Annotated in this window: 9 protein-coding genes; 5 read left to right on the top strand and 4 right to left on the bottom strand. The window is 45.9% G+C overall.

From position 1 onward, the window contains the following. Positions 1 to 184 precede the first annotated feature (184 nt). The 3 genes from gcvP to B7360_RS13195 all read right to left on the bottom strand — a co-directional run bounded on the left by gcvP (position 185) and on the right by B7360_RS13195 (position 4907). A complete protein-coding gene (gene gcvP / locus B7360_RS13205; RefSeq protein WP_046876055.1) occupies positions 185 to 3049 on the bottom strand; it encodes an aminomethyl-transferring glycine dehydrogenase in 2865 nt (954 codons plus the stop codon). Between the two features lie 128 nt (positions 3050 to 3177). Next, positions 3178 to 3558, bottom strand: coding sequence for a glycine cleavage system protein GcvH (gene gcvH, locus B7360_RS13200; protein WP_046876056.1), 381 nt, complete (start codon positions 3556 to 3558; stop codon positions 3178 to 3180). Positions 3559 to 3614: 56 nt separating this feature from the next. Next, on the bottom strand, positions 3615 to 4907 hold the full coding sequence (locus B7360_RS13195) for a serine hydroxymethyltransferase (protein ID WP_085343703.1): 1293 nt from the start codon (positions 4905 to 4907) through the stop codon (positions 3615 to 3617). A gap of 377 nt (positions 4908 to 5284) precedes the next feature. Between B7360_RS13195 and B7360_RS13190 the strand changes: the two genes are divergently transcribed. Further along, positions 5285 to 5908 (top strand): helix-turn-helix domain-containing protein, encoded by a 624-nt coding sequence (locus B7360_RS13190; RefSeq protein WP_085343702.1) that lies wholly within the window; start codon positions 5285 to 5287, stop codon positions 5906 to 5908. 260 nt (positions 5909 to 6168) lie between these two features. Further along, positions 6169 to 7287, top strand: a complete 1119-nt coding sequence (gene gcvT / locus B7360_RS13185; protein WP_085343701.1) for a glycine cleavage system aminomethyltransferase GcvT — start codon at positions 6169 to 6171, stop codon at positions 7285 to 7287. Positions 7288 to 7420: 133 nt separating this feature from the next. Here the strand turns inward: gcvT and vdeR are convergent, their stop codons facing one another. Next, entirely contained in the window at positions 7421 to 8149 is a 729-nt protein-coding gene (vdeR, locus tag B7360_RS13180; RefSeq protein WP_006742273.1) for an efflux transporter transcriptional repressor VdeR, read from the bottom strand. A 161-nt stretch (positions 8150 to 8310) separates the two neighbouring features. Between vdeR and B7360_RS13175 the strand changes: the two genes are divergently transcribed. From B7360_RS13175 to B7360_RS13165, 3 genes are read left to right on the top strand one after another with little or no spacing between them, the layout of a single operon-like run. After that, on the top strand, positions 8311 to 9384 hold the full coding sequence (locus B7360_RS13175; RefSeq protein WP_085343700.1) for an efflux RND transporter periplasmic adaptor subunit: 1074 nt from the start codon (positions 8311 to 8313) through the stop codon (positions 9382 to 9384). Then, entirely contained in the window at positions 9384 to 10445 is a 1062-nt protein-coding gene (locus tag B7360_RS13170; RefSeq protein ID WP_085343699.1) for an efflux RND transporter periplasmic adaptor subunit, read from the top strand. The genes B7360_RS13175 and B7360_RS13170 overlap by 1 nt, the downstream gene beginning before the upstream one ends. Then, positions 10445 to 13504, top strand: coding sequence for an efflux RND transporter permease subunit (locus tag B7360_RS13165; protein WP_074190632.1), 3060 nt, complete (start codon positions 10445 to 10447; stop codon positions 13502 to 13504). Before B7360_RS13170 ends, B7360_RS13165 begins: the two co-directional genes overlap by 1 nt. Positions 13505 to 13532 lie beyond the last annotated feature (28 nt).

Genomic DNA, 13532 nt, shown 5'->3' with positions numbered 1-13532 from the left:
ATTTGCTTTAATTTTGGTTGTGTTATTGTTTTGCGTGTTGATATTTAAAGGTAAATGAGCGTATTTTGTTTCTTGTAATGGGGTGGGTATTAATGTGGTTAACTGTGAGGACGGTTTCTGTGAGATTAAATAACAAAAAGGCGAACCAAACGGTTCGCCTTTGTCTATTTAGATTCTACAAAAATTAGTCTTCGTAGTTATCGATGCTTGGGCACGAGCAGATTAGGTTACGGTCGCCGTATACGTTATCTACGCGGTTTACTGTTGGCCAGTACTTCCAAGACTTGGTCGCTTTAGAAGGGAAGCAGCCAAGCTCGCGAGAGTAAGGACGGTCCCACTCTTCAGCAGAAAGGTCAACTTGCGTGTGTGGCGCATTAACGAGAGGGTTGTTCTCTAGTGGCCATTCACCGTTTTTCACTTTTTCCATTTCTTCGCGGATAGCGATCATCGCATCACAGAAGCGGTCTAGCTCTTCTAGATCCTCCGATTCCGTTGGCTCAACCATTAGCGTGCCCGCCACAGGGAACGACATAGTTGGTGCATGGAAACCGTAGTCCATTAGACGCTTCGCAATGTCTTCTTCGCTGATGCCTGTTTCTTCTTTCAGTGGACGAATGTCGATAATACATTCGTGCGCTACACGACCATTTTTGCCACGGTAAAGAACAGGGTAGTGTTGGCGAAGTGTTTCCATCACGTAGTTTGCGTTCAGAATTGCTACTTTTGTTGCATCTGTTAGGCCTGCTTCGCCCATCATTGCGATGTAAGCCCAAGAGATAGGTAGGATAGAAGCGCTACCCATATCTGCTGCTGATACTGCAAAATCTTCGCCTTCTACGCCGTCTTCAATATGGCCTGGTAGGAAAGGCGCTAGGTGAGATTTCACACCAATAGGACCCATACCCGGACCGCCACCACCATGTGGGATACAGAAGGTTTTGTGTAGGTTTAGGTGAGAAACGTCTGAACCAATAAAGCCTGGTGATGTTAGACCAACCTGCGCGTTCATATTAGCGCCGTCTAGGTAAACCTGACCGCCAGCGGCATGAACCATTTCACACACTTCTTTCACTTTCTCTTCGTAAACGCCGTGCGTAGAAGGGTAAGTGATCATAATGCTTGATAGGTTGTCTTTGTGCTTCTCGATTTTCGCTGCTAGGTCGTCGATGTCGATGTTGCCTTCTTCATCACACTTAACCACGACAACTTTCATTGACACCATAGATGCTGTCGCAGGGTTAGTACCGTGCGCAGAGCTTGGGATTAAACATACGTTGCGGTGACCTTCGCCACGGCTTTCGTGGTAGCGTTGAATCGCGATAAGACCTGCATACTCACCAGATGCACCAGAGTTTGGCTGAAGTGAGAATGCGTCGTAGCCTGTGATCTCACAAAGCTTCTCTTTTAGATCTTTCGCTAGTGCTGCATAGCCCGCCGCTTGTTCTGCTGGCGCGAATGGGTGGATAGAACCAAACTCTGGCCAAGTGATTGGAATCATCTCTGCCGCGGCATTCAGCTTCATCGTACAGCTGCCTAGTGGGATCATGCCGTGCGTTAGCGAGAAGTCTTTGTTCTCTAACTGTTTCAGGTAACGCATCATTTGCGTTTCGCTGTGATGCGTATTGAATACAGGGTGAGTCAGGTATTCTGTTGTGCGGCGTAGCGCTTCTGGAATTGCCGCAAACTCGTTGCCTGCGATTTCCGTCGATAGTGCTGCTACGTCTTCTTTTACACCAAAGACTGCAAATAGTGCTTCTACATCAGCGACCGTGGTTGTTTCGTCACAGCTAATACCTAGCTTGCCAGGTAGTAGACGTAGGTTGATGTCTGCTGAAAGTGCTTTTGCGTAAAGCTCTTCTGTTTTTGAACCTGTGTTGATGGTGATGGTATCGAAGAAGCTGTTATGAGCAAGTTCAAAGCCGCCTTTGGTTAGGCCAGCGGCGATAATCGCAGTCATATGGTGTGTACGGCGAGCAATAGTGCGTAGACCTTCTGCGCCGTGGTAAACCGCGTAGAAAGACGCCATGTTCGCTAGCAATGCTTGAGCGGTACAGATGTTCGATGTCGCTTTTTCGCGGCGGATATGCTGCTCACGAGTTTGCATTGCCATGCGCAGTGCTTGGTTACCGTTGGTATCGATAGAAACACCGATAACACGACCTGGCATGGTACGCTTGTGTTTGTCACGCGTTGCCATGAATGCTGCGTGTGGACCGCCGTAACCCATAGGAACGCCAAAACGTTGTGCAGAACCGATTGCTACGTCTGCGCCCATTTCACCAGCAGGCTTCAATAAGGTAGAAGCAAGCAGGTCAGTCGCAACAGTGACAAGCGTTTTGTTTGCTTGCGCTTTTGCGATAATGTCCGTTAGGTCACGAACTTCACCTGTTGTGCTTGGGTATTGAACTAAAGCGCCGAACACGTCTTGCTCTGGTAGGGATTCTAGCGAACCAACCAGAACTTCAAAGCCGATGAATTTTGCACGAGTTTTTACTACTTCTAGCGTTTGTGGGTGAACATCGTCAGCCACAAAGAATACGTTACTCTTGCTCTTACCTGCGCGCTTACACAGAGTCATTGCTTCTGCTGCCGCTGTTGCTTCGTCTAGCAATGAGGCGTTCGCGATTTCCATACCAGTTAGGTCGATGATCATTTGTTGGAAGTTTAAAAGGGCTTCCAAGCGACCTTGAGAAATTTCAGGTTGGTAAGGTGTGTAAGCGGTATACCAGCCAGGGTTTTCTAGCACGTTACGTAGAATGACGTTTGGAGTAAACGTGTTGTAGTAGCCCTGGCCAATGAATGTACGTTTAATTTGGTTTTGTTTAGCAAACTGCTTCATCGTCACTAGCATGTCTGCTTCGCTTTTCGCTTCTGCCAACGTCATTGGTTGCTCTAGGCGAATTTGTGCAGGCACAGTTTCTTCGATGAGGGCGTCAAGGCTTACCGCGTTGATGGCATCCAACATTTTTTGTTGGTCTGATTTGCTTGGTCCGTTGTGGCGTCCAACGAACTCATTTTGTGTGCTGAGGCTTTGAAGTAATTCAGTCATTGTCCTTTACCTACTCCTTGGCTCGGGTAACGGAAATGGTCGTTAGTGACACATTTAATTATACGTCCGAACCTAGAAAAAAAGCTGCTCTCTAAACAGGCTAGGGAACAGCTTTCGTCACATCCTAATTACTCTTCTTCGATAGAGTTTAGGTATTCTTCCGCGTCTTTTAAGTCATCCAACTCAGATGGGTTTGAAAGCTTCACTTTCACAATCCAACCACCTTCGTACGGTTCTTCGTTGATTAGCTCTGGGCTGTCTTCTAGTTCTTCGTTGATTTCTACGATTTCACCGGTAACAGGAGAGTAGATATCTGATGCTGCTTTTACAGACTCAACCAAAGAGAAGCTTTCTCCTGCTTCTACTTCGTCTTCTACGTCTGGTAGGTCAACGAATACTACGTCACCCAACATTTCTTGCGCATGCTCAGAAATACCAAGTGTTACTGTGCCGTCACCGTTGTCACGTACCCACTCGTGGCTATCTGTAAACTTCAGTGTTTTGTCCATTGCTTAATCTCCAAATAACTTGTCAGGAATTATTGTGATTTTTAAAAAATCGTTTATTAGTAAAGAGGGAAGCGACTGCAAAGTTCTTTTACTTCTTTGCGAACGCGTTTTTCAACGTCTGCGTCACCTTCTGGGTTGTTCACCAAACCATCCAGTACGTCACCAATCCAATTACCGATGAGTTTGAATTCTTCAGCGCCAAAGCCGCGGCTTGTACCCGCAGGCGTTCCTAAACGGATGCCCGATGTAATCATAGGCTTCTCTGTATCGAATGGGATGCCATTTTTATTACATGTGATCCCAGCACGTTCTAGAGCTTCTTCTGCTTTGTTGCCTTTCAAGCCTTTAGGGCGAAGGTCAACCAGCATTAGGTGCGTGTCTGTGCCACCAGTTACGATGTCGCAACCGCGAGTTTGCAATACTTCCGTTAGGACTTTTGCGTTATTGATCACCGAATCAATATAAGTTTTAAATTCAGGGCCAAGTGCTTCTCCAAATGCAACCGCTTTTGCTGCGATAACGTGCATCAGTGGGCCGCCTTGTAGGCCAGGGAATACGGCGGAGTTGATTTTCTTAATGATGTCTTCGTGGTTAGTCAGGATCATACCGCCGCGAGGGCCACGCAATGTTTTGTGTGTTGTGGTTGTCACAACATGCGCATGTGGCAATGGGCTAGGGTGTGCACCTGTTGCGATAAGGCCAGCAATGTGCGCCATATCGACCATAAGAATTGCGCCAACTTCGTCAGCGATTTCACGGAACTTAGCAAAATCGATAACGCGTGGAATAGCACTGCCACCCGCGATGATCATCTTTGGTTTGTGTTCTACTGCAAGTGCACGAACGTCGTCGTAGTTGATTTCCAGTGTTTCGCGATCAACGCCGTATTGAACTGCGTTAAACCATTTACCAGAAAGTGCTGGGCGTGCACCGTGTGTTAGGTGGCCACCAGCGTCCAAAGACATGCCAAGAATGGTGTCACCTGGTTGAAGAAGAGCCAGCTTCACCGCACCATTTGCTTGAGCGCCTGAGTGAGGTTGAACGTTTGCGTATTCGCAACTAAAAAGTTTTTTCGCGCGTTCGATAGCAATGGCTTCCACTGTATCTACGTGCTCACAACCACCGTAGTAACGACGACCTGGATAACCTTCAGCGTATTTGTTAGTTAGGCATGTGCCTTGAGCTTGCATTACCGCTTTAGAAACAATGTTCTCAGAAGCGATAAGTTCGATTTGTTCGTTTTGGCGAGCGGATTCCGCCTGAATTCCAGCAAAGACAGCATCATCTTTCGCAGAGAGGTTGGTAGAGAAAAAGTTTTCCAAGCTGTGGTTAGGGTAACTCTTATTCATGGTAGTTGACCTTCCAAATCTTAAAATGAACCCGCAATAGATGAATTATGATTTGCGGTTGTGGTTCATTTGTCCTCAAAACAGCTGAACTGCATAGCAGAACAGAGTGAACATCCGGCCCTAAATGTGGGCAAAAACTCCGTCGGATTGCGTGTTTCTTTTACCAATCTCTTACGGAAATATGCATCTCTACATCTAACAAGTTGGTAACATAGCGCCTGCGGCGGGAACAATCAACCAAAAATTTCCTATAGGAAACAAGATTTCAAAAATTGTTAACAAGAGCACGGTTTAATTCACTTGGTGGACTTTTATCCACTATGTGCTTCATGCACAATGCTAGTAGGACAAAAATAAGGATATCTATAGAGGGATTTATGGCAGAAAGTATTTACGATGAATACCCATCGATGACGTTAGCGAAAGAGCAAAATGATCAAAATATCGAGCCATTAAAGCTGGGTCAGCGTATCAAGGATATCCGCTCAAAACTTGGTATTACACTAGAAGAAGCCAGTCAGCGAACAGGGCTTGCTCGTTCTACGCTGAGTAAAATAGAAAATGAGCAGATTTCTCCGACATTTCAAGCAATGCAAAAATTGGCGCTTGGCTTACAAATTGATATGCCGCAACTCTTTGAGCCACCTAGAAAAAAGGTTGCGACAGGGCGTAGGGATGTTACCAAGAAGAATGAAGGCAAACCACACCCAACGCAAACTTATGAACATGAGCTGCTCGCTACTCAACTTTCCAATAAGAAAATGATGCCGTTTAAGAGCCAAATTCGTGCTCGTAGTTTTGATGAATACAAAGACTGGGTTCGTCATGATGGCGAAGTATTTTTGCTTATCCTATCTGGTGAGGTCATGTTCTATTCTGAGTTCTACGAACCTGTCGTTCTAAGCGAGGGCGACAGCGTCTATTACGATGCGAACATGGGACATATGTTGACCAGTGTTAGCGAGGAAGATGCGCACATTTTGTGGGTGACAGCCAAATAGTGATAAATAATTGTAAATTTCCTATAGTGAAAGCAAACGATTGCTGTCGGTGGTCGTTATGATGAAAAGGCGCTTTTTTGATGAGAACACACTCATTAAAGCGCTTTTTTTGTACGATTTGTTGTGATTAAAATGTTAAGAGTCACACTTTTGCAAGTCGATCTACGTCTTGTTCGTGCAAAATAGAATGAGCCGTGTTTATTATTGGAAACACATCGAATGCCGATAGCATTCTCGGGTCTATCTAAATGGAGACGAAAATGACTCAAGAACTACTGAAAACACCACTACACGCACTTCACGTTGAAGTTGGTGCCAAAATGGTCCCGTTCGCGGGTTACGATATGCCTGTTCAGTATCCTCTAGGCGTAAAAAAGGAACACTTACACACTCGTGATGCGGCAGGTCTGTTTGATGTTTCTCATATGGGACAACTTCGCCTACTTGGTGACGGTGCAACTGCGTTCCTAGAAACATTAGTGCCAGTAGATATTGTGGATCTTGAGTCTGGTAAACAGCGTTATGCGTTCTTCACTAATGAAGAGGGCGGCATCATGGATGACTTGATGGTAGCTAATCTAGGCGATCATCTTTTTGTGGTTGTGAACGCGGCATGCAAAGAACAAGATATTGCACACCTACAAGCGCATTTGCCATCTGGTGTTGAGCTAGAAATTATCGAAGACCGAGCTCTACTTGCAATCCAAGGCCCTAAAGCGGCGGCTGTATTGGCGCGTTTTGCACCAGAAGTTTCTGACATGCTGTTCATGGATATTCGTAAAGTCGATATTTTAGGCGCCGAATGCATTGTTTCTCGTAGTGGCTACACTGGCGAAGATGGTTACGAGATCTCGGTTCCTGCTGACAAGGCAGAAGATCTCGCACGTAAACTGACCGCGGAAGAGGAAGTTGAATGGATTGGCCTTGGTGCTCGTGATTCACTTCGTCTCGAGTGTGGTCTTTGCCTATACGGTCATGACCTAGACACAACAACTACACCTGTAGAAGCAAGCTTGTTATGGGGCATCCAAAAGGTTCGCCGTATCGGCGGTGAACGTGAAGGTGGTTTCCCAGGTGCGGATATTATTCTTAAGCAGATCGAGACCAAAGATGTGGCGCGCAAGCGTGTCGGTTTAGTTGGCCAAACTAAAGCACCAGTACGTGAAGGCGCGGAATTGTTTGATGCTGATGGCGTTAAAATTGGCGTTGTAACCAGCGGCACTGCGGGTCCAAATGCAGGTAAGCCTGTCTCAATGGGTTATGTGCGTGCTGATCTTGCTGCGATTGGTACCGAATTGTTCGCTGAAGTACGCGGAAAAATGCTACCAATGACGGTTGAGAAAATGCCGTTTGTACCGCAACGTTATTACCGCGGTTAGGTTACTCATTATTGTCATTCTTCGCGTATTCGCGAGGTAAGAAACAAGCAAAAATGCCGAGCTTTCTAGCTCGGCATTTTTATGTATATCGGCTTTATATATACGCTTGGAAGTTATCGTAGTTTCTGCAGCCTTATCCGACCGCTTTGTCGATTGTACAACACATGTCGATAACGATATCTTCAAGTTTTTCCGGATGAATCATGTCTTCTTTTGCAATCCCAAACTGAGACGCCATGATCGTATTGAACAGCTCCCAATGTTTGATCAGCATTTTTTCGCGATTATCAGCGATGTCAGGCCATGTCTCTTGCATCATCGGAGTAAGACTGATTGCACCATGTGCAAAAATCAACATCTGCCACTTTGATTCCCACTGATCAAATTGGGCGTTAGGGTTTTCACTGTTGTACTGCTCAAAAATTCCGGTAAATATCGCAGCAAACTCATCTTTTGACTTTAAGAAATACTGCAGCAGGGCACCATCATCGCCTTGGCGAATAGCATCAGCGATCATCTGTACTGGGTGAGGATTAACGAGCGCAAATGCCAGCATGCGAACCATGAACAGATAAATTTTTCTATTCGAAGGTGTGTTCTCAGGCATCTCATTGATTAATTCAGCCATATAGCACTGCATGAATTCATCCATCGCGTCACTAACCGCTTGCCAAATCTTCTCTTTGCTGCCGAAGTGGTGACGGATCAAACTATGTGAAACACCAGCCTTTTCACTGATATTGCGCAGCGAGACACGCTCGTAACCAAGTTCACAAAACATATCTGCTGCCACCTTAAGGATCAGACACTTAGTTTGTTCTGCGGCTTCAGCACTTCTACGCCCCTGCTTTCTTTCATTCATAGTTCGAATTTTCCCGAATATTAATCAACGCGCTTACTTTTACCAGAAACCGGACGCTTTGACTAATTAATTTGCTTTCCACCTGGAAAATATCTTGATCAATTTCAAATTCTGCATATACTGCACGACTGTGTAATATATAAAACCTACGGAGAAAGCGGGTGCGAAAACAATATTTAAAGCGCACTTTAGTTGGTGCTGTGGTGACATTAAGTCTCTCTGGCATGCTAACTGGGTGTAACAAAGCCATTTCCGAGCCGTCTGAACCTTTAATCAAACCTGTAAAATTACTGGCGGTGAAAGATCTAGAAGTTGAAGACTCGCATGCCTTTTTAGCGCGTATTGATGCGACACATCGCGCACAGCTTTCTTTTCAGGTGGGTGGTGAGGTCGATGAATTACTTGTTCGCATGGGCCAAGAGGTAAAAAAAGGTGAAGTGCTTGCAACGTTAGACCCTAAAGATCTTCAGCTTGCGTTAGACGCCTCTCAAGCTCAGTTTGCGTTAGCAAAAACGCAATGGGAGCGCGCGAAAAACCTTTATGGAAAAAAGCTGATTAGTACAGATGAGTACGACCAGAAAGAAACTCAATATAAAGCGGCATTGGCAAACTACGAACAAGCCAAAACAGATTTGAGTTATACCAAGATTCACGCACCTTTTGATGGCATCGTGTCATACACCTATGTCAACCCGTTTCAAGTGGTCGCAGAGAAGCAAGAGATCCTGAATCTTATCGATAACACGACCTTAGATGTGTCGTTCACACTGCCAGTCAGTTATGCGGAATCCGTATCACTTGAGTCACTGCAAAACTCCGATATGTGGGTGACGATGGATAGCGAGCCAGGAAAACGTATCCCTGGAAAATTTAAAGAAATTTCGACTCAGCCAAATGTCGATACCAACAGTTATGAGGCGATCGTAACTATAACTCGACCAGAAGATCGCAATTTGCTAACAGGTATGACGGGGCAGGTACACATAGCTAAACAACATCTATCGGACGCGATGACGTTGCCTCAATCCGCTTGGGTAAACAAAAAAGAGACGCAAGGCGAAGTGTGGGTAATGGACAGAAACACACAGCAAGTTAATAAAGTCACTGTGTCTCTTGATGCCTCTGGAGGTGTGAAAGCAGGGCTTGATAACAATGATTACGTTGTTGTTGCTGGCGTTGAGCTACTGGTCGAAGGACAAGTCGTGAAAGCTTGGGTTCGTGAAGGAGGCATTTAATGAAACGATCTCTATTTACGATCTCTGCAATTGCGCTTGCAGTTTTAACGGGTTGCAAAAATGAAAACCAAGCTGTCGTCGAGCAGCCGCTTTTTGTGTCGACTATTTCTGTGGATGCGCCGGTACAAAGCCAATATCGAGCTTTTAAAGGAATAGTTGTACCAGCAGAGCAAACACCTATGGCATTCCGCCGCGCGGGAGAAATTCAACACGTGTTGGTGAAAGCGGGCGACGTTGTTAAGCAAGGCCAAATGATCGCAAAGCTGGATGACAGTAAAGAAAAGCAAGCCGTAAATGACGCAGAAGCGCAATATACACTGGCGATACGTCAGCTCAAACGCGGCGAAGACCTACACGCACGTCAGATGATCTCAAAGGCCGAGCTTGATGAGCTAACGGCTAATAAAGAGTTGGCAGAGGCTAATTTCTATAACGCCACCAATCAATTGAACTACACCCGTTTATTTGCCCCGTTCGCCGGTAAAGTGTCTGACGTTTTCAAAGAGCGTTTTGAACGTGTGGCAGTTGGAGAGCCAGTGTTGAACCTATACCAAAACGATTTGGTGTACGTGCGTATTGAGCTTTCCGACAATGTTCTCGCTATGGTGGACCCAAATTCAGACAACATGCGTTACAAGCCTAGAGCAACCTTCTCCGGCATTAGTGACACATTTGCTTTGGACTATTTAGAGCACACAAGTGAGCCTAACTCCGAAACTCAAACTTACGAAATGTATTTGACGATGCCACAGCCAAAAGCAGAGATTCTACCGGGAACCAGCGTCAGTGTTCTGGTCGATATGGTTAAGGCGGGGATTACCTCCATCGATGGTTACAGTATTCCAGTAACGGCGCTTCAAGCGGGCAGCGAAGAGAATGAGTTCTTTGTATGGAAAAAAGAGGGTGACGTTGTCACTCGGGTGCCTGTGATGATTTCTCAAGTGAATGGCAACGGAGCCATTGTGTCGTCAGGAGTTAAGCAAGGCGACGTTCTGATTAATTCAAACCTACGTAAATTACGTGAAGGTAAACATGTGGATGTTGTGGAGAATAAACAATAATGAACATTGCTGAGTACTCAATAAAAAATAAAGTCATCAGCTGGTTGTTCATTATTATCCTTGCTGTTGGTGGTCTAACGTCGTTTTTGGAGCTTGGACGACTAGAAGACCCGGCATTTACGATTAAAGATGCCATGATCATTTCAACATACCCTGGCGCGACGTCGAAAGAGGTTGAAGAAGAGCTGACGTATCCTTTAGAAAAAGAGATTCGAAAACTCCCTTACATAGACAAAATTACCTCTACGTCTTCTGATGGTATGTCTCAAATCACGGTCAGTATGGAAATGGACTATGGTCCTGATGAACTGCCGCAAATTTGGGATGAAATGCGCCGTAAAATTAATGACTTGCGACCAACTTTGCCTCAGGGCGTACAATCTTTGCAGATCATTGATGATTTCGGTGACGTTTATGGCGTGATGCTGATGCTCACTGGCGATGACTACGATTATGTCGAGCTAAAACGCTATGCTGATTACCTGACTCGTGAAATCGAGCTGGTTGATGGCGTAGGAAAGGTGGATATCACGGGCGATCAACAAGAAATGCTGTTTGTTGAGATCTCTCTTGACCGCCTTGCGGCATTGAACTTAGACATGAACGTGGTTGCGAGCTTGTTGAACCAACAAAATAATGTGGTTTCAGCAGGGGAAGTGATGGTCAATGGCGAAAGCCTTGTCATTCGTCCAAGTGGTACCTTAAACACCGTAGAAGCGCTAGAAAACTTGATCATTCATGGTCGTGACACTGGGAACCTAATTCGTCTAAAAGATGTAGCAACGATTTCTCGTGGTATCCAAGAGAAGCCAAGCAACGTCGTACTCTTTAACGGTCAAAAAGCAATTAATATCGGTATCTCGTTTGCGTCAGGTGTGAACGTGGTTGAGGTTGGCGAACGTTTGGATGCGGAGCTTGCGAGCCTTGAGTCTATCAAGCCTGCTGGCATCGATATGAACTACTTTTACAACCAAGCCAATGAAGTGGATGAGTCCGTTAAAGCGTTTGTGATTAGCCTAGCAGAGGCTGTGGCGATCGTTATCATCGTTCTGCTGTTTACGATGGGATTACGCAGTGGTGTCATCATTGGCGTCGTGCTGTTATTGACGGTGTTCGGTACCTTCATCTTGATGAACTACAACAATATCGAGCTGCACCGTATTTCTCTTGGCGCGTTAATTATTGCTCTGGGTATGCTGGTTGATAACGCGATTGTGGTCGTGGAAGGCATCTTGGTTGGCCTAAAAAAAGGGCGCACTAAAGTTCAAGCGGCCGTCGATATTGTAAAGCAAACACAGTGGCCTTTGCTTGGCGCAACCATCATTGCGATTACGGCTTTTGCACCTATCGGTTTGTCGCAAGATGCAACGGGTGAGTTCATGGGCTCTCTATTCTGGGTGCTGTGTTTCTCACTATTTTTGAGCTGGATTACCGCTATTACGCTGACGCCATTCCTCGCAGATCTATTGTTGAAAGAAGAGGACAAGGGCCAAGATACCAACGAAGAAGATCCCTATAAAGGTTGGCTGTTTGTTGTATTTGGCGCATCGCTGAAATTCGCACTGCGATTCCGTTGGCTCACGGTTGCTGGCATGGTCGCGCTATTAGTGGGTGCTGTCGTGGCATTTGGTAATGTAAAACAGCAGTTCTTCCCACCATCGAACACGCCGATGTTTTACGTTGATATGTGGATGCCAGAAGGTACGGACATCCGCGAAACGATCAAAAAAGCTGAAGAGGTAGAAAGCTACATTCGTCAGCAAGATGATATTGACTTTGTTTCTGCTTCAATTGGGCAGGGTTTGCAGCGTTTCGCTCTGACTTACCAGCCAGAGAAAAGCTACGAAGCGTACGCCCAGTTCCAAGTTCGCGCCACTGATCGTGAGAGCATGTTCGGTTTGTTGCACAAGTTAGACGCTAACCTTGCGAAGACGTTTGATGCACCGACATTTCAATTTAAATTGATGGAATTTGGCCCTTCACCAGCGTCTAAGATCGAAGCGCGTATTACTGGCCCCGATCCGCAAGTTTTACGTGATTTAGCGGTGCAAGTTGAAGACATCCTTCATACCGACCCTGGTGCCCGAAACATTCGTCACGATTGGCGAGAGCGTACTAAGGAGCTGGTGCCTGTTTTCAATGAGTCTAAAGCTCGCCGCTTAGGCATTTCGAAAGAAGATCTTTCAAGCACACTACAAATGGCGTTTGGTGGTAGCACGTTGGGTTACTTACGCGATGGTACACACACTTTGCCAATTATGACGCGCCTTCCTGAAGAAGAACGCGTGGACTTTGAATCACTACAAAACGTGACCATTTGGAGCCCATCACTGCAAACGTATATTCCGGTCGACCAAGTGATTGATGGCGTTAAATTGGATTGGAGCGAGCCGCTAATTCAGCGTCGTGACCGCAAGCGCACGTTAACTGTGCTCGCTGACCACGATGTGTTGAGCGACGACACGGCGGCAAGCTTGTTTGCGCGTGTGCAGCCTAAAGTGATGGCACTGCATATTCCAGAAGGTTACGAAATCACATGGGGTGGTGAGTATGAATCATCGAAAGATGCGCAAGAAGGTCTGTTTGGTTCGTTGCCGATGGGTTACTTGTTGATGTTCATCATTACTATTTTGCTGTTTAACTCAATTAAAAAGCCGTTGGTCATTTGGTTCACCGTGCCGTTGGCGATCATTGGTGTTGCTTTTGGTTTGCTTACCACGAATATGCCGTTCAGCTTTACAGCATTCCTTGGTTTGCTGAGCCTAAGTGGCATGATTTTGAAAAACGGTATTGTGTTGCTTGATCAAATTAACCTTGAGTTGGAGTCAGGGAAAGAGCCTTACCTCGCGATTGTCGATAGTGCGATCAGTCGTGTTCGTCCGGTAAGTATGGCTGCTCTGACGACCATCTTGGGGATGATTCCACTCGTCTTCGATGCCTTCTTTGGATCGATGGCAATAACGATTATGGCAGGTCTTGGTTTTGCTACAGTACTGACACTGATTGTAGTGCCAGTAATGTTTGCGATTCTGTTTAGGGTAAAACCGACCACTGCATAGGGACTCCTGGCTGTTTGCCAGCTTCCTG

Origin of the sequence: Vibrio sp. ArtGut-C1 (genome assembly GCF_002105475.1) — a bacterium.
GTDB classification, from domain to species: Bacteria; Pseudomonadota; Gammaproteobacteria; order Enterobacterales; family Vibrionaceae; genus Vibrio; species Vibrio diabolicus.
The sequence above is the reverse complement of the archived record's forward strand: the minus strand, read 5'-3'. Positions and strand labels throughout refer to the sequence as shown.